Consider the following 21,637-nt stretch of genomic DNA (forward strand, 5'->3'; position numbering starts at 1 on the left):
TTTAAGGCAAAAAGGATTTATAAAATAAGTAGTCTATTTTGAAAAGCCCTCCTATTTAGAGATGCTTCACGGAGAGTTTTAGGCCAGAAGGCGTGACATTAACTTATCAATCTTTTGCTTACGTGGGCACTGCCGGATTAGTCTTCTGAGGTCACAACATTAATACTTAAACTGCGATTTGATTGATCATCTTGTACATCGCAAAAAACTATTTTTCGATTCATCGAAAATTTGCTTTATTAGTGTCATATTTAGAATATGCTGATTTAAAGATCAGTAAGGTATTGTACTCGAGTGGTCCGTAAAGGAACGCCAATTAAAACCAAGCACGATAATGACTCTATTTAATGATTGGTGCGATAAAAAATTCAATGATCCTAACAACACGTCACTGTGGGAAGTGACTGAGAAAAAAGGTGGCAGAGCAGCAATCGAAAAGCTTTTGTATACAGTCGTCCGTTCTCACTATGATGATTTAGACAGAATTGCCGACACTGTCAACGAACTTGGATATAAAGCAGCGGAAAAGATTTTAAGAGGAAGAATTCCTCAGACAAAAAAAGCAAGATCTGGTGACCTCGGTGAAATCCTTGCTACTGAATTCGCGAAAGAAGAGTTTCAGTTTGATATACCAGTCAAAAGGCTTCGATATAAGGACGGGCGTGAAATGGCGCTTCGTGGTGATGATTTCATCGGGATAAGATATTCTAAGAAAGACGGCCTGTACCTTTTAAAAGGTGAGTCTAAAAGCAGGATTAACTTAACAAAAAGTACGCTTCAGGAAGCTCGCGGTGTTCTGGATAGAGACAATGGAAGGTGTACACCCTCTTCATTGTCTTTCGTGATGGATAGGTTGCTGGAATCTACTGACCCGACTTTGCAAGAGATTGGAAAGGCGGTGAGAAAAGAATTAGCAATGGACTCATTAAAGCCAGATCGGATTACCCACGCGCTAATTACATTATCAGGGAATTCAGCAGTAGATATTATTAAGGCTGACTTAGATTCTGCAGACGGTAGTCGAAGTCAATTCGGCGTAAATATATTTATTCCTGATCACGCCAATTTTATAAAATTAACATTTGAAGGAGTAGGAAAGCTTGGAAAATCTTGAAGAACTTGAGACACTTCTAACTGCTGCCACAGCAACTGGTATACGGGGTAACCTAATACCTCGCGCCGGGGCTTGGAGCAGTATGCGCCAAAACGGTATTTTTCCGGGTGATGCACCAGCGAATCTAGCGGTAGAGATTGAAGCAGACCTCACGGAATACGGATTTAATATCCTTAGAGCAACTTTATCATGTAAAGATAGAGGGGGTAGTATCGGGCTTATCAACCGAGGATTTCAAATCGTTGGTCAGGTTTTCGAAGCGTTAACAACAAATTCATCGAGTGAATTTATCGAAAATGGGCATTACAAAATGATATCAGGTTGCGCTTATCATTTAGCGGGGTATTCGGCCATGGCCTATTCCATTCTAAGTACACGAAGCGATGAGAATTTAACTCCGCTTGAAGCAAGTCTGCGGCTTCTGATATTGAGAGACTTGGACCAACTAAGAGATGTTTTACAACAATACCTCACGAGCGATGAAGTTTCAGACGAAGTTTTATCTGAAAAGCTGTTAGAAAACGAAATTGATGACGACGAGTTAATCGGCACCATTCTGAACGCCTCCGGTATGAAGGCGATTGCATACTTTGAATTTGCTTTGGAAACCGGCGATGACACTCTAGTAATTGAGTCAGGAAGGATTTTAAAGTCAGCGATCAAGTTGGCTACCGAAGCGACTCATATTAACCATTATTGGATATTAAGACTCATTCAGCATTTAGTCGACGATTTGTGGAACGTGTCACTGCATGTCAACCTTCCACAATCACCTTTTGATGATAATACAAAATACGACCAATTAAGGCAACTGTTTCTCACGACTTTATATAGTCGGAAAAATGCGGAAGTGGAACTATGGCCTTCACAATTGGAAGCCGCAAGTCGAGTTTCTGACCTATCAGATGACCTTGTTGTTGCTTTGCCAACCAGCGCTGGGAAAACTAGAATAGCTGAGTTAGCGGCTTTGATGACTTTATCGACGGAGAAGCGAGTTCTGATTGTTACCCCTCTACGGGCACTTTCTGCGCAAACCGAACGTACGATTCGCGCGACCTTTGGACCTCTTGGTTTTCGTGTTTCATCTCTTTACGGCGCCAGCGGATCAAGCGGTGATCAGGATGCCCTACGTACAAATGACATCATTATTTCGACTCCAGAAAAGCTAGATTTTGCTCTCCGAAGCGATCCGACAATTATTGACGATGTTGGATTGGTCGTGCTTGACGAGGGGCACCTGATTGGCCCAAAAGATAGAGAAATCCGGTACGAAATCCTCGTCCAAAAGTTATTGAAGCGCACAGACTCCACGAACCGCAGAATAGTGTGTCTTTCCGCTATTCTGCCTGAAGGTGAGCCTCTAGAAGATTTAACGGCTTGGATACGTAAAGACAAGGATGGCACTCCCATTAACATTCCATGGAGACCTACTCGTCAGCGTTTTGGTCTACTGAGTTACCAGGGTGACAGTGTGAAATTAAACTATGGGGAGCTTGACCGTTCTGGCTTTATCAAAAGATTTATCGAGATCGAACCTAAAGACGACTCCCCAAAGCTTCGCTCTGGTGAATTAAAAGACGTCACAATCACTAGCGCATGGAAATTTGCAGAGGATGGCAAAAGGGTTTTGATCTTTATCCCCGTGGCAAATTGGATCGAAGGATTTGGGAAAGTTGCCGTTGAATTGGTAAACGACGGTTTCATAAAACCTTTGGTCAAGGATCCCAAAGATATTGAGCGTGCTGTAGGGATAGGGGAAGAATGGCTCGGCCAAGATCATCCGGTAGTCGCTGCGTTAAAAATCGGAGTCGGATTGCATTACGCGAAGTTGCCAAATCCATTTTTGAGAGAGCTCGAATTACTATTGTCTAACGGTAAAATTGGTGTTACGATCGCTTCTCCAACGTTATCTCAAGGGCTCAATATCAATGCGGCAGTACTTCTCTTTCCATACTTAAAGAGGGGGACCGAAAAGATTGAAGGTGAAGAGTTCAGAAATATTGCAGGGCGGGCAGGAAGAGCATTTGTCGATGTCGAAGGACTCGTATTGCATGTCGCACATAATAGCATCGATTGGCGTCGCAGAAATTGGTTCGAACTTGTACAATCATCACGAGCGCGTGACCTGCAAAGTGGCTTTCTTCAAGTAATCAATTTAATTATCAATAGGCTTAGTCGAAATGGTATATTGAAACAAGCTGATGCCTTTGAATACCTGGCAAACAATGTTAACGCTTGGAAGGGTCAGACTCCCCGGCAAGTTGAGGCGGGTAATGAGCCTAGCGCCGATTACGATACCGACGCTCAATTAGAGATGTTAGATTCGATGGTATTAGGGCTAGTTGAGGCATTAGATACTGATCGTGAAGATTTGCCCTCGATTTTTGATGAGGCCTTGAAGAGCTCTCTTTGGGAACGGCAACTTAATAAAATTGATGTCGAGATGATGAAAACGCATAAGCAGATTTTGCTTGCTAGGGCAAACCTTATTTGGGCCAATACGAACTTAGCAACTCGGAAAGGGATCTTTGCAATGGGCGTTGGTTTTGAAGCCGGTTTAAAACTCGATCAGCTTTCTCAAGATTTGGGAGCGAGTCTGGATGCTTCGGATACTGCTGCCTTGGCCGGAGATTTAGATGGACTCGTTACTGCCATAACTCAGTTGGCAGATCAAATCTACACGGTTTCGACGTTTCAGCCTAAAAAACCTTCCAAGCACTGGAAGAAGTGGCTGAAACAATGGCTTTCCGGATTATCCATTGATACTATTGGCCTTAAAAATATGAAGTATATAGAGGATAACTTTGTTTACAAACTTGTCTGGGCATTGGAAGCAATACGTGTTCGGCGAATAGCCCTAGGATGGGAGGCAGAGACCGTTCAAGGGGCGGCAGCAGCTTGCTTGGAAACAGGCACTTCGAACTATCAAAGCGCTCTTCTAGTTAGAGCGGGACTGCCGTCTAGGATCGCATCACTAACTGTTGTCAGTGATACCAATCCAAACTTTGAAAGTCGATCTGAATTAGGTGAATGGCTCGCTTCAACAGAGATTGCGAAATTAAGTGAAACCAACACTTGGCCGACAGCAGAAACGGCAGACCTCTGGAACACATTTCGAGATCAATATTTCCGTAAAGAACAACGGCCCCTCCGTATTAATCAAATAGCAAAAAGGAGTTTGCATCCCTCGACGAGAAGACCCTCTAACGGTATCTATAGGCTTCATCCTGATCGTGCCGGTGTTTGTCACATTTTAACCCCAAGCTTTGAAACAGTCGGTCGGTTAAATATGAGAATAACACAAGGAATACCTGGTTCAATGTATGCCTTGTTCACTGCTGATCACCCGAACCCGGCTATACGTCGAATTGGACCTGGAAAGCTTGAATGGGGCAAATAAACGCACGATAATTAAATCATATCTTCAAAACTTTGAAGGGATAATCTGCTGAGCTTGGTTCTGCCCCATTTCGAGTGGTAGACAGTAGCGAGCATCGATCTTTCTCCTAAGTAAGTCATTGCTTGCTCGCGCAAGTATTAGATATATAAGTCTCAATCCTGAACGAAAACGGTATTTGCTTTAGGCAATTTCAGGTATAAAGCCGCTTGACCATTTACCTCAGTTCGTTAATTTTTTCATTACGTTTTCGAAGGGCGGGTGACTATTTCATCAATGGGACAACAGATGGGTGACCTATTTTCTCAGAATCGGTTGGACCACAAAGAGCGCATTGATTTGGCATGCGAAATATTCCTCATCCTTCGAGAAGTTCTGATCACACGTGAAAAATAGTTAGCTACTACCCACAACCTTCTCAAGAATCATCTTTTTGATTTCTGTCCTTTGAAACGATGGAAGATATCGATTATCATATTAAGATAGGTAAAATACCCACGCTTTAAAAGAAGGTTGTAAGGGGGCGTGGAGTCTGAATCAGGAGTGTCCATTTTTCAAACAATGGAGCAAGAAGAAGTTGGGCAAGCCCTACTTTTTCGCCCCGTATGCGCAGCAAACGGTACTTGAAGAATCCTCCGGGGATTCTTTACCCGCTCAGGAATAGCCGAGGCTTGGAAAATAGAATTCCAGTAAGCATTCCGGCTATGAGAAACAAGGAGTTTTGAAAATAATAAAGAGAAACTATGCAGGAACAAAATAACCGATCGGTAAAGTTCTCAGCGGCTATAGATCAACGGTTCGAAAAGGTAGCCATGAAGCTTGGCCGTAATAAAAGAACCGTCTTTATCCAGATGGTTGATTATTTCTACCATACTAAAAAAGACCCTGCTGATTTAAACGATGAAGCATTAAAGACCGCGATCCTCAAAGGCAATCAGCATCTTACCGGATTCATCAGGACTCAGGAGCAATCACTATTAATTCCGATCAGGCAGGACACGGAGCGGATGGTCAATTCGCAGCGTAAAATACTGGAATGGTTGAACAAAGAAGAGCTTAACCATCATCGCAATACGGCAACCGGTCAGCAACAGCAAACGCAAAAGCTGGCGGAGATAGACCAGGTGGCCAAACAGATCAGCAAGCACTTGCAAGGTAAGGAGCAGCTGAAGTCGCAATTTAACTTTATCCTGGAGGCGTACATCAAAGCCCGTGATCAGTTCAGCCTGATGACCTCAGCAAGAGAAAAGGAAGATCTGATCAGCAAAGTAAAACAACAAATCAAAGATCTATAACTATGCATATCAATATCACAGACAGCGAAGACGGCAATAACAAGGGAAGCAGTTCTCAGCTCGTCCACTATCTTGAAAAAGAAAACAGGAACGATGCAGGGAAAGAAATGGAGCACTGGTTTAACCAGTCCAGGCAAGATATTCAGTCCTATGAAGTTCGTATTGCCCTAGATAATAATGTCGCCAAGCTCAGTAAGACCGATGCAAAATTCTTCCTGATCAACGTCAGCCCCAGCAGGAAGGAACTGGCCTTTTTGAAGGAACAATTTGGAGAAGACCAGATCAAAGAAAAGCTTAAGGAATATGCGGTTTCCGTAATGGACGAGTACGCCCGGAACTTTAAGCGGCCCGGTATTGAAAGCAATAAAGATCTGCTTTGGTTTGGTAAAGTGGAAGAACACCGGTATTATTCCCACAAGGATCCTGAAGTGAAACAAGGCTTGAAGAAGCGGGGCGAACTGAAGGAAGGGGATCAGTGGCATGTTCAGGTCATCGTGAGCCGGAAGGATATTAGCAACCGTATCAAACTCAGTCCAATGAATAAATCAAGAGGCAGCAATCAAAAGCATTCTCAAAAGATCGGTCAATTCGACCGGACAGCGTTCTCCGCTTCGGGTGAGCGGATATTTGATGAGCAGTTTGGCTTCAGGCGGCAGCTAAAGGATACTCTGCGGTATGCTGATATCATGAAAAACGGGACGGTGGAGCAAAAGATACAAGTCCGGAATGAGCTCTTGCAGACTGAACGTAAAGAAAGCTCTGTGAATTCCTCTCTTAAGGATATGACACCCCTGACTGAACCAGCTGAAAAGAGCAGTTTGTTAGAATCCCTGCTAAAAACGGAGCAGGACTATTCCGTGGCAAATTTCATCCGGCGAAAGAAGCGTAGAAAGGGAGATCAGGGGTTACGGCTATAACATCTATAAACACTCACCAATATACAGGATCTTATGAATACTGGAGAAGACGTTCAAGGGCTTAGAAAGATCATCGATTTTACCAGGTTGATCAGCATCTTTATACTCAGCATCCATTTTTACCTCTCTTGTTACCTGATGTTCGTGCAATTTGGCTGGACAGCGGAGATTATAGATCGGATCATTACCAATATTGCGAAAACAGAATTGTTCAATAGCTTCCACCGGCCAAAACTGGCCGCATTGCTTTTCCTTATCATCTCGATGATTGGCACCAAAGGTAAAAAGGAAGAAAAGATACAGATCAGGAGCATCATAATCTACCTGATCACCGGACTCTGCCTTTATTTCGTCAGTGCCTTATGCTTTTACCTGGCTCTTCAACCCATCACGATCTCCTTACTATATATAGGCCCCACTTCATTGGGCTACATTCTCATCCTGACGGGAGGAGGCTTACTATCCCGTCTGATCCGGGAAAAGCTTAGCAAGGATATTTTTAATACAGATAACGAAACGTTTCCGCAGGAAGAACGCTTATTGCAAAACGATTATTCTATCAATCTGCCGGCTAAATACCGGTTAAAAGATAAGATCAGAGATAGCTGGATCAACGTGATCAATCCCTTCCGAGGAATCCTTGTCGCAGGGACACCTGGTGCCGGTAAATCCTACTTTGTAATGCGGCACATCATTGACCAGCACCTAAAAAAGGGATTTTCGATGTTCATATACGACTTTAAGTATGACGACCTGACAGAGATCGCTTACAATAAATTGCTAAAGTATCAGGCTAATTACAAGATCAAGCCCTCATTTTATATCATCAACTTTGACGATCTGAACCGCACGCACCGCTGTAACCCGCTTGATCCTAAAGCGATGGAAGACATCACGGATGCAACCGAAGCGAGCCGGACGATAATGTTAGGTCTGAACCGCGACTGGATCAAAAAGCAGGGCGATTTCTTTGTTGAAAGCCCGATCAACTTTCTGACCGCCATCATCTGGTATCTGAAGAAATATGAAGATGGCAGGTATTGTACACTTCCGCATGTGATTGAGCTGATGCAGGTAGAATATGAAGACTTGTTCTCTGTCTTGCTGCAAGAGGATGAAATCCGTGTACTGATCAATCCCTTTATTTCTGCATTTCAGAATAAAGCGAAAGAGCAACTGGAAGGACAGATCGCTTCGGCTAAGATCGGCCTGGCCAGGCTATCGTCTCCACAGCTCTATTGGGTACTAGCTGGGAACGATTTTACACTGGACGTTAATAATCCAGATGAGCCGAAGATCGTCTGTGTTGGTAATAATCCGCAAAAGCTTCAGATTTACGGGGCAGTTCTTTCCTTGTACATTTCCAGGATGATCAAACTCGTAAACCGCAAAGGCCAGCTTAAAAGCAGTCTGATATTTGATGAGTTTCCGACCATCTATTTTGGCGGTATTGACAGCCTGATTGCCACTGCCCGAAGCAACAAAGTGGCCACTACCCTTGCAGTACAGGATTTGAGTCAGCTCAAAAAGGACTATGGAGCTGGGCAGGCGGAAGTGATTGCAGGTATTGTTGGTAATATTATCAGTGGCCAGGTCACTGGTGACACGGCTAAAAAGCTTTCAGATACTTTCGGTAAGATCATGCAGGACCGAAACAGTATGAATATCAACAGCAGCGATACCTCAATCACAAAATCAACGCAACTCGAATCCGCAATACCGGCTTCGAAGATAGCATCCCTTTCGTCCGGGGAATTTGTCGGTATAGTCGCCGACAATCCGGATCAAAAGATAAAATTGAAGATGTTTCATGCCGAAATACAGAATGATCATAAGGCTATTGCCAGAGAGGAAATAACCTATAAACCCATTCCAGTCATTGATAACGTAACTCAGATGGATGTACAGGAAAACTATCAGCGAATAAAACGAGAGGTATTTGAGGTCGTAAGCAAGCATGTAAAAAGAGAAGAAAAGACTAAAGTTGATATAACCGACATAGAGAGTCACGAAAGTACTGGCTCAAGCGATACTCCTACCGCACTTCAGATTTGAGAGAATCCTCACTTTCTAAATGTCAAGTAAATTGGTCGTTTTACTTGACATGTATTGTAGTGGTTCTTACTTGCTGGATTTCCTCGCAGCGGAAGTCATCGTTCTGGTTACCTATACGACTACTTTTTATTAAATTTCTCCTAATTTGTTCATAGAAGTAACATGTTCATGATTCTTGAACATGTTACTTCTATGAACAAATTAGGATTGGTTGTTTGTGAAATACGTTTTGTTTACTAAATTTGATTGTTTACTCCGAGTAAACAATCAAATTTAGTAAACATGCAACTTCCAACTGTATTGAAAGCCGGTTTTGCATTACTTCCTCCTGCCTTTAAAGGAGCATATAAAAAAATGCATGTTGAAATCGGATCTTTGACGACAGGGCAAAGTACCTTGCTCACGTTTCAGGTAAACAACGTTGAACTGAAGTTCAGTGTTTACTATGCTAGCCAGATCAGTCACCTGCAACTTAACTACATTATGCGGGATGCAGCCGATGCGAGGAAAGAAACCGGGTTGCCGACCCTGGTCGTGTGCCCCGTAATCTATCCAAAGATAGCTCAGAAACTGGTTGATATGAATGTCAATTACCTGGATTCTCTCGGGAATGTTTATATTAACGAAAAGACAATTTACCTTCAGCATACCGGACAGAAACCAAGAAGAGGAACAGCATCAGCAAAGAGCCGGTTGTTCGGTGAGTCTGGTCTGAAATTGCTGTTCGCATTGTTGCAGGATGAAGAAGCCATCAATTTTCCCTACCGGGAAATTGCAAAAATCGTTGGTATCTCTCCTGCAACAATCACCATTCTTTTTAAAGAGATGCTTAAAAGCGGCTATCTGTTCGAGGACTATGATGACAGCAAACGACTGCTCAGAAAGCGCGAACTTTTACAACGCTGGGTCACTGGGTATACTGAGATACTTCGTCCCAAACTTTTTATCGGCACATACCAATCGATCAAGCAAGACCTTGTAAAGAATTTTGATAAATTGCCACTAAGTGACTGGCTAGGCAGTTGGGGCGGTGAAGCGGCAGGTGCGCTCTATACCAAATACCTAATGCCACAGGTACTTACCATGTACGTGCCGGTAGAAGAAAAGGGATGGATGAAAAAAATGGGATTAATTCCTATTGAAGAAAACCACGACCTGGAAGTGTATAGCTATTTCTGGGACCATGAACATCCATTGTTCCGCATTGAAAATGATCTCGTACCGCCACTGATCGTTTATGCAGAACTGATGGCCACGGGAGACAGCAGAAATCAGGAAACAGCCCAAAAAATATACGATGAATACCTACAATTTATCGAGCGATAAAATTCCGCCGCATATCACGATCATTACCCGCGCTATCAAGGATATCCTCGGAGAACAAGCGTATGATTTTATGCTGATTGGCGCCACCGCAAGAGATATTATTATGGATGGCATTTATGATCTTGGCGTAAGCAGGATGACCGCGGATGTGGACTTTGCTGTGTTCGTACCGGAATGGGACAACTACGCCCGGCTGATGAATAAACTTATAACATCAGGAAGCTTTACAGCCACACAGACCACGCATAAACTTATCTTCAACAATACTTACGAGATCGACATTGTACCCTTCGGTGATATTCAAAATGAGGAAGGACAGTACACGTGGCCCCCTGACAACATTAAGGCTATGAATGTAGCCGGTTTTACAGAGGTGAGTGAAAGCGGCTTACGTATAGTCACCGAAGAAACAGACTTCAGAATTGCCTCTGTACCGGGAATTTGCATCATGAAGATACTTGCCTGGAAAGACAGGGGTTACCGTGATAACCGGGATGGTAAAGATCTCGGCTTTATTCTTTTCAATTACATTGAATTAAAATACGAGGACCTTTACGCTCTCCATGAAGACCTTATGGTCGCTCCGGACTTTGACCGTATCGTTACTACTGCCAGAATCATGGGGCGGGATATTGGTAAGCTATTGAAGACTAATTCTATAGCCTTGAACCAAATTTATGACATATTGCACGCTGCTACGTTGGACGAGGAATACTCAAGATTAGCTTTAGCAATAAAAGAAGGCGGTACAATGTCTTATAAAATTGCCTATAAATCATTGCTTGCCGTAATGGACGGTATAAGTGACAGTAACACATTATGGGCTTAGCTAATCTTTATACTGCATAAAGACAAAATCGACCCACTTCCTGATATCATTAGGATAAGCAAATAGTTTTTCACCCTTTCTGACAAGGGTTTTGCCAAAGAAAAAACGATCAAATTCGTCCTGAAACGCACTTGGTATGCAATCCAGAGATACTAAATCTTTAGCGTTTGAAAGCTCGTTCAACGCCAATAAATTTAATCTGTCGATCATCATGCCCGCTTCCATCTTTTGTGATTGATTTGCAAAGACAAATATATGAAGACTATGTTTTAAATGATTGATTCATTGTAATTCCGTACAAAGTTCGTCATCCTGCCGCACACAGGTTTGCTTCGCCAAGGTAGTATCAGAAAAATGGGTATCCACCTCGCGGCGGAGCCTCCGCATTTTTCTGATCTCCACCTTGCCTTTAGTGCTGCTGGATGCCGGTGAGAGCACCATAATTAATTCATTAATCAATAAGTTATGGAAAAGCGCAGAAACCAGTTGGCATTGTATCAGGTAGCAGAGATCAAAGTAAGTTACTATCCTAAGTTTAAGGCGTCAGAACGTCCGGTGATTACAAGTGCTAAAAATGCCTTTGAAATATTGATGGCTAACTGGGACCAGGGAAAGATTCAGTATGTAGAACAGTTTAAAGTGATTTTATTAAGCCGGGGTAACCGTGTATTAGGAATATTGGAAGCCTCAACGGGAGGAGTATCCGGAACAATTGCTGACCCAAAGGTTATTTTCGGAGCCGCGTTAAAGGCAAATTCTTCAGCTTTGATTATATCTCATAATCACCCATCATCTTCTTTGAAGCCCAGTCAGGCTGATATAAATCTTACGAGGAAGCTCACGTCTGCTGGTGCAATGCTTGATATGCCGGTTCTGGATCATATTATAGTTACGGCAGATGGATTTTTCTCGTTTGCTGACGAAGGGCTGCTTTAAGCTCTTTTAATAAAAAGCCCTGCCTGTGATGAGCACAAACAGGGCACCTAAACCTTATCGAGTGTAAAAATAATACAATTCCGGAATAGTGTTTTATTTTTTTGTAGATCCATAATCGTCAGGCAATAAGTTGTTGCCACGCCGGTTCGACAGTTGACAGCCGTATCTGGAAATGTTTAGAGCGAACGGCCACTGCTGCATTGAATTAGTTTCGATGAGTTTTAGTGACAATAAATTAACGATATTTACAATAGCTATGCCTCCGATAGTTTTTCCTTTAATACTCTTATTGTTTTTTGGGTTGCTTTTTCTGGCAATGATACTTTCAACGGTAGTTCATGAACTTGGTCATGCCATACCCTTGTTATTATTTACAAGAAGGAAAGTATGCATCTATCTCGGTTCCTATGGAAATACAAAAGAGGGATTTTGGGTTAGGCTGGGAAGACTCAATATTTGGATGTGTTATAATTTGCTAAGATGGAGAAAGGGAATGTGTATTTCAGAAGAAGGGGAATTGCCTGGCAATGTCGCTCTGCTATATACGGTTTCCGGGCCGGCTGCATCTGTTATCGTTGGCGCGTTTGCTTCATTTATGGTTTTTAGTTATGATGCGCACGGCGCCGTGAAGCTTTTTGGGGTCATCTTTGATGCTTTTGCAATATTCCAGCTTTTCGTTAATCTCAAGCCTAACGCGCAGATAACCCTCGACGATGGAAACGTTATCGGGAGTGATGGCACCCAATTTTCAAACCTGTTTGCTGTTATGACCTTGCCTCGTCGCTTAGCGCTTGCTATAAAGGCATTCAATGAAAAGAAATTTGAAGAGATTGCACCATTGCTTGATGAGGTTATGAAAACGAGGCATCGGAGTGTAAGGGTTTATAAATTGGTATTTTACCTTTATGCGCAGGCAGGAGCATTCGATAAGGCCGAAGAGGTGTATGAAATACTCAGGGCAAAGTCAAAACCGGAACCTGTTGAAGATGCAGTTTATGCTTATATTCTTTTGAAAAAGGGGAGATATGACGAGAGCCTTAAGTGTTATAACAAACTGATAGATAACGACCCGGATAATACCGGATATTTGAATAACAGGGGTTTTTTACTTTCTCTAATCGGGGAGTACCAACAGTCCATTGCTGATCTTGATAAGGCGATCGAGATCCAACCCGATTTAGCCTATGCTTTAAACAATAGGGGATATGCGAAAATTAAACAAGGGAAGCTGCAGGACGGATTTGAAGATGTCATGAGTTCTCTGAAATTAGACGGCAACAATGGCTGGGCTTACCAAACACTCGGAATTTATTATCTTAGAAAGGGAGAGCCGGACAACGCATTTGAACAATTTCAGAAGGCAAAGGAACTGGAGCCCGGATTGGAGGATATCGACAGCCTGATAGCCGAAGCAAAAGCGGCGATAAAAGAAGGGCCTGATTGTCGGGATGCTGTTCAATAGACACGAAATTGTATTTAAAGATAAGTGATGGCCACCGGTATAATATTGGGAGCCAAGCTCTTCAGCTGAAGGGACTGTTTTTCTGGCAGTGACAATTATAGGTCTCTGTCCCTTGTAAAGGTTATCCCGACAGCCTAAGATAAGTGACTCAGCTCATGAAGTTTAGGGGGCTGCCCCCTGAAAAGATATATACCTATAATGAATATTTCACTAGGTGTAAATTGTCGCATCAGTGATACGACAATTGGTTAAACGTTCTATGTGGCTGTCCCTCAGTTGTTTGATGCTATAAAGGAACGCCGGGTTTCACGCTTGCCATAGCTACCTAGTTTACTTTTCTTCTTATTATTTTGTCAATCGCAGATTGAATCAAGTCTAATCTTAGAAAGATGTATTTTCCTGGAAGTAAAGCTCTCTTGAGTTAGATGCGGGAATTACTTATAGCTTTTTCTTTATTTTCTTATTGTTATCTGATTTAGCTTCGTAAAGAGAGATAATTTTCTTCTGGGCTTCAATTATCTCTGCCATATCTTTCAGTTTCTCATTTTTTAAAGCCACCTCATTTTCAAGCTCCAGGATCTGTTTCTGAAGAGCTTGCCCTTCTTTTCCAAACATGCTTTTGATCGGCTCTTCATCGAGATAGTAAAGGAAAAGGTTCTTATTTAACAGTTGAGAAAACCTGATCAATTTATCCAAATCTATACTCTCTCGCTTATAGATTTTGAATAGCGACGACTGGCTAACATTTACAAAATCAGCAATCGCTTTTGCTTTTAATCCCTTTTCTTTTACGAGATAGTAAATGATTCTACCTATATGAACTGCCATATTCAAAACTGGCAAATCCTTATGTTATACCTTTTATATGTATATCCCTTTTTGTTACATTATTTAGTGTAATTTTGTGGTAGTTAAATGGAAAATAACTATATTTGAGTGTAATAAACAGATATGTGTTTTAATATTGCAATTAATTTAAGTTGTTTTTGATAATCACTATGTGAAGTTGCAGGTTTTTAAGAATTTGAATAGTTTTACGGTTCTAAAATCTTGAGATTAGGACTGTTTGCGAGCCTCGTGTAGCAAAATCTGGTAAATTTTCCCGCGAAGGTAAGCAACGTAACCATGCCCTATATATAAAATAGGGTTGGTTTCTTGCTTATGATCTTTTGTGGGAAGCCGCTCCTCTAGGAGTGGTAGGTTTACCAGAGCCTGCTACCAAAAGATGAAGTAGGTAAACCAGCCCTATATTATTTAAATACCCTGGTTTTCTGTTTTACACGAGGCTCATAATGAAAAAAATATGGGCAAGACATTGGAAAAACAATCACTTGTTATTCAACAAGCAATCGTCGTCGTCGCTTTAAGAAGCAAGGATAGGATGGCTTGCCCCGTAATATTCCGTCCCCTCAATCTCAATAACAGCATCGCAGATACTTCCCCAAAGTTGGATCCAATAATAAACATTTTCAAATCCCCTGAATGACGGCAGAGCTAATCTTTATGTATTGATCTCTCATTCACTGCCTTTATTACTTCTTTATTTTCAATAATACTAATGAAAAAAAAGCTACTAACAATAGCCCTGGCCGCGCTTTGTCCTTTTTTTACAGTCAAAGCCCAGCATATAAAATCTCTCAATATCGGTGATTCGATTCCGGAATCTCTCTGGAACATGCCCCTGCAGGTTGTCAATCATCCCGAAGGAAAAGATACCATCACTTTGAATGACTACAGGGGAAAGCTAATTATCCTGGACTTCTGGGCAACATGGTGTACTAACTGTGTGGCATCAATGCCAGGCACCCACGACATCCAACTGAAGTTTACCAATGATGTTGCGGTAATTCCAATAGCTAAAGACAAGGCAAATACCGTTGTCCCGTTTTTGAAAAGGAACGAAATGTTGAAGAATTTGAATATATGCTCAGTGGTAAGTTACAACGACGCGGTCAAATCCTATTTCCCCCATCGTCTTATTCCGCACATTGTCTGGATCGGCCGTAATGGAACTTATTTAGGTGCCACAACACCAGACCAAATTACAGAAAACAACATTTCAGAAGCTCTGGAAAGCACTGGCTTACATGTGAGAAATAAACTTGATTGGGATACAGAAAGACCATTGTTTCTTTCCAGGGAGTTTTCGGGAGACTTAGAATTACATCATTACTCAATTTTCTTTAAGGGGTATTATCCCGGACTCACTACCGGCAATAAGTTCCGCCGGAAGCAAAATATAGTCTATGGCCGGGCAATCACCAATACAGTTCTCCTGCAATTTTATGAGATCGCAATAGCTCCGGTATTTAGAGAATATAGCAGGAAGCGCGTCATTCTTGAAGGAGTGGATTCATCAGAAGTGTTAATGGTCAGGGACAATCATATGCGATGGAAGTTAGACAACAGGTACAATTACGAAATCGTTGTTCCTCCAGACAAAGCTGATTCACTATACGCTTTCATGTTGTCTGATCTAAATCACTATTCGGGGTACAGGGCTGCTACCGAGATGAGAAAGTCAAAATGCCTTGTACTGACGAGGATAGGAAAGATCAATCAAATCAAAACGACCGGGGCGCCGCCTGAGAATAATCTGTTTTCGGACAATCCGGGTATAATTAACCAGCCTTTGAATCTCTTCATAGAGCGCATTGATATGGACAGTGGTATTCCTCTGCCCTTAGTCGATGAAACGGCTTATCAGGGTAATGTTGATATACAGGTTCCCAAATCGGCTCTTAAAAGTCAGGATACATTACGGGCGGCACTTAAAAATTATGGATTGTCTCTCATTGAGGCAGAACGTCCTTTAAGAATGCTGGTAATCAAAAAAGACAGATAACATCATCTCATATTTTTTTAATGAAACATCACTATTTATTTTTAGTAATCGTTCTTATCGCGCCTCTTAGTGTCAGAAGTCAAAGCTTAATCAGGGGTAGGGTGCTTTCCTTTGATGAAAAATTGCCCCTTCCCGGGGCGGTCATCAGGGTAACAGGCAATAGCAAGGTTCTTTCTACCGATGCGAACGGCATGTTTGCTCTGCAGGTGAGCAACAAACAGGTAAAAATAGAAATCTCTTTTGTTGGTTATAAAAAGCAAGTGGTCGAAACAGTCTCCGCTATCAAGGATACCCTCTATATTTTTCTTCATCCCGATGTGTCCGAGTTACAGGAGGTGGTAATATCTGACGGATATAGAAAAACCTCGGGAGAGCGCTTTACCGGTTCCTTTGTCCAGATTGATAACGAAATGTTTAACCGCCAGGTTTCTACAGATGTACTCAGCCGCCTGGAGGCAATTGCCGGGGGCGTAAGTGTTGACAGGGGAACTAACGGAACTTCCGGTCGGATCATGATCAGAGGATTAAGTACAATTCAGGGTCCTAAAGAGGTACTGGTCATCCTTGATAATTTCCCTTATGATGGCGACATTAATAATATTAACCCTAACGACGTTGAGAGTATCAGTGTCCTGAAGGACGCAGCGGCCTCTTCAATCTGGGGCGCCAGGGCGGCAAATGGCGTTATTGTAATTAACACGAAAAAGGGAACTTTCAATCAGCCTTTGGCCATTAGTGTAACCGGAAACATTACGACAGGAAAAAAGCCTTCACTTAACTATATACCGCAGATGAGTTCCGCTGATTTTATCGAAGTTGAGAAAGTGCTGTTCAATAACGGCTATTACGAGGATAAAATCAATGCCGTAAATCACCCGGTACTTTCCCCGGTTGTCGAATTATTAACCCGGCGCAGCTCTGCTAATACCGCAGACCAGCAGGCTATTGATAACCAAATCGAACTGTTTAAAAATACCGATATCCGCAATGAGTTTGATCAGCATATTTATCAGCCCTCCTTCAGACAACAGTACGCTATTAATTTAACTGCTGGCTCCCAGGCGGCACACTGGACTGCATCTTCCGGCATAGATAGAAATACTGATAATCTTGATGCAAATCTTAGCAGGGCAAACCTGCGCTTTCAAAGTGTACTCAAACCCTTCAAGGTGCTTGATTTAACAGCCGGGCTTCTGTATACTGAAAGCAGGACAAAAAATGGTAAACCGGGGTACGGGGAAATAAACTCTGCGGGTGGAGCCTTTCTTCCGTATTTAAGGTTAGCGGATGATCGTCAGGCTCCTCTTTCTATACCAAAGGACTGGCGTAAAGCTTTCCTGGATACGATCGGAGGGGGGAGACTTCTTGACTGGAACTACTACCCACTGGAGGATTACAAGCACTCCGGCATTTCCGGCCTTACAAAAGATGTTTTGATCAATTTAGGTGCATCTTTTGAACCATTAAAAGGTTTAAAGGCTGATTTGAAGTATGTGCATGAAATGCAGAACTATTCGGGCAGGACATTATATGATTCACAGAGCTATTTCGCAAGGAACCTGGTGAATACCTATACGGCAATTAATGGCGATGGTTCTGTTACTTACAACATTCCTTTAGGGGGCATCTTTGATCAATCAGACACAAAGATGAGTTCTGATAATATACGGGGACAATTAAACTATTCAGCTATATGTGGATAAAACACACCAAACTGACCCCTTTTGGCCAATTGAAAATGCCCCCCTCTGCCAGAGCAAAGTGATCCCCTTCGGCCAAAGTAAACTGTCCCCCTTTGGCCAAATCAAAGTGATCCCCTGAAAAGAACATAAAGTTTAGTTCCGAAGGTTTCTATGGACCGGGTTTTTGTTAGCTTTTCGCTAAACACAAATCCTTGATGCCAATGTCCAATAAACCAATTCAAATGAATAAACTTAGGCAGATTATCCGTCTTTATTGCCAGGGAACCGGCACCAAGACCATTAATGGGATGGTCGGCAGTTCCCGTACTACCGTAAAAAAGTATGTTCGCGTGTGGCATCAGCTTGGTATTACCCACGAAGAATTCAGTGCCAAGAGCGATAGTGAACTGTCGGTACTTTTCATGACTTCGGCAGCCAAGACTGTAAACAGTCCCCGGCGGCAGGAACTTGAGTTACTGCTTCCTGAGTATTGTAAAAGACTAAAAAAGAAGGGTGTAACCCGTGAGCTATTGCATGTGGAATACTTAGCGAAACATCCTGGAGGTTACGGACGATCCCGTTTTAACAATGCTATCCATACTTATCTTCAGCTTTCCAAACCTGTGATGCATATTGATCACAAAGCAGGTGATAAGATGTATATCGACTTTGCCGGGAGCAAACTTCAATTTCATCCTGCTGATGGTCCTGAACGTGATGCAGAGGTGTTTGTAGCCATATTGGGCTGCAGCCAGCTTACATACGTGGAAGCTGTGGAAAGCCAGCGCAAGGAAGATCTGATCAGGGCCTGCGAGAATGCCCTGCACTATTTCGAGGGTGTGCCCCGGGCGATCGTTCCAGATAATCTGCGTTCAGCGGTAACCAAAGGGAGCAAGTATGAGGCAGTGCTCAATGATGAGTTCGCAGCTTTTGCGGAGCATTATTCGGTAACTGTAGTTCCTGCAAGAGCTTATAAGCCGCGCGACAAGTCTTTGGTGGAAGGGGCTGTTAAACTGATCTACCGGAGTATTTACCAGCGACTGGAGGGCCGCAGGTTCAGTGACCTGGAATCGCTGAACGCTGCCATACGTCCGGCGCTGGAGATTCATAACAACAAACCTTTTTCTGGTCGCAGCTATTCGAGGCGTGAACAGTTTGAAGAGATTGAACGGGAAGCCCTTGGCACACTTAACCCAATACGGTACGAAGTGCACAAACAAGTCATGGCAACAGTGATGAAGAACGGTTATGTGCGCTTAGGCGAAGATATTCACTATTACAGCGTGCCCTACACTTATATTGGTAAGAAGGTAAAAGTACTTTATACCTCTGCTATAGTCCGGATCTATTTCCATTACACGCAGGTTGCTGCCCATAAGCGCAACCGGATCAAGTACCATTATACTACTGACAAAGAGCATCTGGCCTCACAGCACCGCTTTTTAACCGAATGGACACCCGAAAAGTTTATACAGGAAGCGGAACAGATCCATGAAGATGTAGCACGATATATCGCCCAGGTACTGGAGCACAAAGCCTATCCTGAGCAGGCTTATAAATCATGTTCCGGTATCCTGAGCTTTGCCAGACGGGTAGGCTCCGACCGCCTTGCCGGCGCCTGCCGCTGGGCCGACAACATTGGACAGTACAACTATCCGGTCATAGAGGAGATCCTCCGTAAACGCCTGGACCAGCTTACCCCTGAAGATGAACCGGCCACTATTCCTCTACACAACAACATCCGGGGTAAAGAATATTATCAGTAACCAGCTATAAAATTATAAAGAATAATGAACAACGAAACACTAGAGAAGATGCGTCAGCTTCGCCTTTACGGCATGTATGATGCTTTTAAAACAAATCTGGAGACTTCAGTGAAAGAATCCCTCACGGCCGATCAGTTTGTCTCCCTGCTGGTGGCCAGTGAATGGGACGACAGACGTAACCGCTTCATCGAAAGAACCATCAGGACAGCTAACTTCAGGTACAAAGCATCTTTGGAACAGGTAGATTACTCCTTTGACCGCGGACTGGATAAAAACCAGGTGCACCGGCTGGCAGGACTGGACTTTATCAAAGAACACAAAGACCTGTTTATCACCGGTTCTACAGGAACCGGCAAGAGTTACCTGGCTACCGCTCTTGGGTATCATGCATGCCAGAACGGGTATAAAGTCATGTATGTAAATACAGCTAAGCTGATGGGCCAGTTAAAGCTGGCTAAGGCAAAAGGAACTATGCTGGCAGAACTCAAGCGGATAGAGCGTCTGGACATGCTCATCCTGGATGACTTTGGTCTGCAGCCCTTTGATCCTCAATCCAGACTTGCATTGCTTGATATCATTGAGGACAGGCACCAAAAACGGTCCACGGTGATCACGTCGCAGATTCCGGTTAAGGATTGGTATGATATCATTGGTGAAAAGACAATCGCTGACGCGGTACTTGACCGTATCGTTCACCACTCTTTAAGAGTCGAATTGTTTGGAGAATCTCTAAGGAGAAAAAAATCCAAACCGGAAAATGTATTTTTGTAAAAATAATAGTTGTTAAACCGGACTAAAAGCATCAGTTCAAAGTGCCAATCTGTACAACAACTTTTGTTCTTTTCAAACCTCAACTCTGAGGGGACAGTTTGCAGTGGCGAACGGGGGACACTTTAATTGGTATATCCAATCCCGCACTACGATATTGTTAGAGTAGCCACCCTGGGATATACCGGAAGGTGATGTTTTGTCGGGATACCCATAAGTGAAGACGGTGGCGCCAGTATCACAAAACTGTTCCTGGCCATGTGTGCAGCTTTCGCATTTCATGCAACTGTCTACCATGCAGCCTACACCAGCCCGGTCGCCAACCTTAAATTCAGTAACCTTTTTGCCAATAGCTGTAACGATGCCAGCTATTTCATGGCCCGGAACCTGAGGATAAGGCTGAGGACCCCAGTCTCCCTTCATCTGATGGATATCGGAATGGCAGATACTGGCAAACTTAATTTCTATAAGAATGTCGTTGTCGCCTACCGCTCTGCGCTCAAATTGCCAGGGGACCAGTTTCCCCGAAGCATCTTTGGCTGCGTAACCTCTTGATTTTATATTTTTTGCATCAGATGTTTGGGCAAGAATTTGTAAGGGACCTGCAAGCATAATTCCTGCAGTAGCCAGGGAAGTTTGTTGAATGAACTTTCTTCTCGACTTTTCATTGTTTTTATTCATGGGAATCATTTTTTGTTGTTTAACAATGTTATCTCTGCAACTAAGCAGTTAAGTTGCCGTTAATACTACTTGTTACTATTATATTGTTCATCAGTTACTGCTTCGTTCCAATTGACAATGCCTTTTTCGGTATTTGGAACGATGTATAATTGCTGTAAACCGACTTCTGCACTTGCTCCATGCCAATGCCTTACGTGTGGCGGACATTTTATGACGCTTCCTTTTTTGATAATCTCAATCGGTTTTCCTTCTATTTGGTGATAACCCACGCCATCTGTAATAATAAGGATTTGCCCGGCAGGGTGACTGTGCCAATTACTTCTTGCGCCAGGCTCAAAATATACATTTCCTACTGCGGTAGTGAAAATGCTGTCGGCATCTACCAAACCTGTATTGTAAGCATTACCTGTATATAAATCTTCTGGACCCTTTTCTCCTTGCGGGAAAATAGCGGTTAGTTCTTTTTTATCTGTTTCCATCTTATTTTGATTATTGTCACAAGCGGCGGCCGGTAAACAACCAATGAATATCAGCGCCACTCTTAAGTTACTTTTCATAGTGATA

17 protein-coding genes are annotated in these 21,637 nt (G+C 42.9%); 13 read left to right on the forward strand and 4 right to left on the reverse strand.

What is annotated here, in order from left to right; all coding sequences use genetic code 11:
- Positions 1 to 334 precede the first annotated feature (334 nt).
- From BDE36_RS06570 to BDE36_RS06600, 7 genes are all read left to right on the forward strand, one after another.
- Entirely contained in the window at positions 335 to 1,114 is a 780-nt protein-coding gene (locus tag BDE36_RS06570; protein ID WP_141814220.1) for a Hachiman antiphage defense system protein HamA, read from the forward strand.
- Positions 1,101 to 4,514 (forward strand): DEAD/DEAH box helicase, encoded by a 3,414-nt coding sequence (locus BDE36_RS06575; RefSeq protein ID WP_141814221.1) that lies wholly within the window; start codon positions 1,101 to 1,103, stop codon positions 4,512 to 4,514. The genes BDE36_RS06570 and BDE36_RS06575 overlap by 14 nt, the downstream gene beginning before the upstream one ends.
- Positions 4,515 to 5,254: 740 nt before the next feature.
- Positions 5,255 to 5,806 (forward strand): BfmA/BtgA family mobilization protein, encoded by a 552-nt coding sequence (locus tag BDE36_RS06580; RefSeq protein ID WP_141814222.1) that lies wholly within the window; start codon positions 5,255 to 5,257, stop codon positions 5,804 to 5,806.
- A gap of 2 nt (positions 5,807 to 5,808) precedes the next feature.
- A complete protein-coding gene (locus BDE36_RS06585) occupies positions 5,809 to 6,723 on the forward strand; it encodes a DUF5712 family protein (protein ID WP_141814223.1) in 915 nt (304 codons plus the stop codon).
- 33 nt (positions 6,724 to 6,756) lie between these two features.
- Entirely contained in the window at positions 6,757 to 8,778 is a 2,022-nt protein-coding gene (gene mobC, locus BDE36_RS06590) for a conjugal transfer protein MobC (protein WP_141814224.1), read from the forward strand.
- A 282-nt stretch (positions 8,779 to 9,060) separates the two neighbouring features.
- A complete protein-coding gene (locus BDE36_RS06595) occupies positions 9,061 to 10,104 on the forward strand; it encodes a type IV toxin-antitoxin system AbiEi family antitoxin (RefSeq protein WP_141814225.1) in 1,044 nt (347 codons plus the stop codon).
- Positions 10,076 to 10,933 (forward strand): hypothetical protein, encoded by an 858-nt coding sequence (locus BDE36_RS06600; RefSeq protein WP_141814226.1) that lies wholly within the window; start codon positions 10,076 to 10,078, stop codon positions 10,931 to 10,933. The genes BDE36_RS06595 and BDE36_RS06600 overlap by 29 nt, the downstream gene beginning before the upstream one ends.
- On the opposite strand, the gene BDE36_RS06605 is transcribed toward BDE36_RS06600, so the two are convergent.
- The gene (locus tag BDE36_RS06605) at positions 10,934 to 11,146 is read right to left on the reverse strand and encodes a hypothetical protein (protein ID WP_141814227.1); all 213 of its coding nucleotides are present in this window, start codon (positions 11,144 to 11,146) and stop codon (positions 10,934 to 10,936) included.
- A 252-nt stretch (positions 11,147 to 11,398) separates the two neighbouring features.
- Here BDE36_RS06605 and BDE36_RS06610 point away from each other — a divergent pair, with 252 nt between their 5' ends.
- Together BDE36_RS06610 and BDE36_RS06615 are read left to right on the forward strand one after the other, a co-directional pair.
- On the forward strand, positions 11,399 to 11,869 hold the full coding sequence (locus BDE36_RS06610; RefSeq protein ID WP_141814228.1) for a JAB domain-containing protein: 471 nt from the start codon (positions 11,399 to 11,401) through the stop codon (positions 11,867 to 11,869).
- A gap of 214 nt (positions 11,870 to 12,083) precedes the next feature.
- The gene (locus tag BDE36_RS06615; RefSeq protein WP_211360911.1) at positions 12,084 to 13,331 is read left to right on the forward strand and encodes a tetratricopeptide repeat protein; all 1,248 of its coding nucleotides are present in this window, start codon (positions 12,084 to 12,086) and stop codon (positions 13,329 to 13,331) included.
- Between the two features lie 438 nt (positions 13,332 to 13,769).
- Here BDE36_RS06615 and BDE36_RS06620 read toward each other — a convergent pair whose 3' ends face one another.
- Positions 13,770 to 14,159 (reverse strand): hypothetical protein, encoded by a 390-nt coding sequence (locus tag BDE36_RS06620; RefSeq protein ID WP_141814230.1) that lies wholly within the window; start codon positions 14,157 to 14,159, stop codon positions 13,770 to 13,772.
- A 730-nt stretch (positions 14,160 to 14,889) separates the two neighbouring features.
- Between BDE36_RS06620 and BDE36_RS06625 the strand changes: the two genes are divergently transcribed.
- The 4 genes from BDE36_RS06625 (at position 14,890) to istB (ending at position 20,395) form a co-directional block, all read left to right on the forward strand.
- Positions 14,890 to 16,176 carry a TlpA family protein disulfide reductase gene (locus BDE36_RS06625; RefSeq protein WP_141814231.1) on the forward strand — a complete coding sequence of 429 codons (1,287 nt, stop codon included), beginning with the start codon at positions 14,890 to 14,892 and terminating at the stop codon, positions 16,174 to 16,176.
- Positions 16,177 to 16,196: 20 nt separating this feature from the next.
- Positions 16,197 to 17,879, forward strand: coding sequence for a TonB-dependent receptor plug domain-containing protein (locus tag BDE36_RS06630; RefSeq protein WP_141814232.1), 1,683 nt, complete (start codon positions 16,197 to 16,199; stop codon positions 17,877 to 17,879).
- A 221-nt stretch (positions 17,880 to 18,100) separates the two neighbouring features.
- A complete protein-coding gene (gene istA, locus BDE36_RS06635) occupies positions 18,101 to 19,624 on the forward strand; it encodes an IS21 family transposase (RefSeq protein WP_235904557.1) in 1,524 nt (507 codons plus the stop codon).
- Positions 19,625 to 19,648: 24 nt separating this feature from the next.
- Entirely contained in the window at positions 19,649 to 20,395 is a 747-nt protein-coding gene (gene istB, locus BDE36_RS06640; protein ID WP_141814234.1) for an IS21-like element helper ATPase IstB, read from the forward strand.
- Positions 20,396 to 20,467: 72 nt separating this feature from the next.
- Here the strand turns inward: istB and BDE36_RS06645 are convergent, their stop codons facing one another.
- Both BDE36_RS06645 and BDE36_RS06650 read right to left on the reverse strand, forming a co-directional pair.
- The gene (locus BDE36_RS06645) at positions 20,468 to 21,073 is read right to left on the reverse strand and encodes an alcohol dehydrogenase catalytic domain-containing protein (protein ID WP_141814235.1); all 606 of its coding nucleotides are present in this window, start codon (positions 21,071 to 21,073) and stop codon (positions 20,468 to 20,470) included.
- Between the two features lie 65 nt (positions 21,074 to 21,138).
- Positions 21,139 to 21,630 (reverse strand): cupin domain-containing protein, encoded by a 492-nt coding sequence (locus BDE36_RS06650; RefSeq protein ID WP_141814236.1) that lies wholly within the window; start codon positions 21,628 to 21,630, stop codon positions 21,139 to 21,141.
- Positions 21,631 to 21,637: the final 7 nt, after the last annotated feature.

Source organism: Arcticibacter tournemirensis, from assembly GCF_006716645.1.
Lineage (GTDB): Bacteria > Bacteroidota > Bacteroidia > Sphingobacteriales > Sphingobacteriaceae > Arcticibacter > Arcticibacter tournemirensis.

What these genes read in the sequence shown, in the direction of transcription:
- istB (WP_141814234.1), top strand. Translation starts at nt 19,649, where the DNA reads ATGAACAACGAAACACTAGAGAAGATGCGTCAGCTTCGCCTTTACGGC.
- BDE36_RS06595 (WP_141814225.1), top strand. Translation starts at nt 9,061, where the DNA reads ATGCAACTTCCAACTGTATTGAAAGCCGGTTTTGCATTACTTCCTCCT.
- BDE36_RS06645 (WP_141814235.1), bottom strand. Translation starts at nt 21,073, where the DNA reads ATGAATAAAAACAATGAAAAGTCGAGAAGAAAGTTCATTCAACAAACT.
- BDE36_RS06620 (WP_141814230.1), bottom strand. Translation starts at nt 14,159, where the DNA reads ATGGCAGTTCATATAGGTAGAATCATTTACTATCTCGTAAAAGAAAAG.
- BDE36_RS06570 (WP_141814220.1), top strand. Translation starts at nt 335, where the DNA reads ATGACTCTATTTAATGATTGGTGCGATAAAAAATTCAATGATCCTAAC.
- BDE36_RS06615 (WP_211360911.1), top strand. Translation starts at nt 12,084, where the DNA reads ATGAGTTTTAGTGACAATAAATTAACGATATTTACAATAGCTATGCCT.
- BDE36_RS06600 (WP_141814226.1), top strand. Translation starts at nt 10,076, where the DNA reads ATGAATACCTACAATTTATCGAGCGATAAAATTCCGCCGCATATCACG.
- istA (WP_235904557.1), top strand. Translation starts at nt 18,101, where the DNA reads ATGAATAAACTTAGGCAGATTATCCGTCTTTATTGCCAGGGAACCGGC.
- BDE36_RS06585 (WP_141814223.1), top strand. Translation starts at nt 5,809, where the DNA reads ATGCATATCAATATCACAGACAGCGAAGACGGCAATAACAAGGGAAGC.
- BDE36_RS06605 (WP_141814227.1), bottom strand. Translation starts at nt 11,146, where the DNA reads ATGATGATCGACAGATTAAATTTATTGGCGTTGAACGAGCTTTCAAAC.
- BDE36_RS06630 (WP_141814232.1), top strand. Translation starts at nt 16,197, where the DNA reads ATGAAACATCACTATTTATTTTTAGTAATCGTTCTTATCGCGCCTCTT.
- BDE36_RS06580 (WP_141814222.1), top strand. Translation starts at nt 5,255, where the DNA reads ATGCAGGAACAAAATAACCGATCGGTAAAGTTCTCAGCGGCTATAGAT.
- BDE36_RS06650 (WP_141814236.1), bottom strand. Translation starts at nt 21,630, where the DNA reads ATGAAAAGTAACTTAAGAGTGGCGCTGATATTCATTGGTTGTTTACCG.
- mobC (WP_141814224.1), top strand. Translation starts at nt 6,757, where the DNA reads ATGAATACTGGAGAAGACGTTCAAGGGCTTAGAAAGATCATCGATTTT.
- BDE36_RS06625 (WP_141814231.1), top strand. Translation starts at nt 14,890, where the DNA reads ATGAAAAAAAAGCTACTAACAATAGCCCTGGCCGCGCTTTGTCCTTTT.
- BDE36_RS06610 (WP_141814228.1), top strand. Translation starts at nt 11,399, where the DNA reads ATGGAAAAGCGCAGAAACCAGTTGGCATTGTATCAGGTAGCAGAGATC.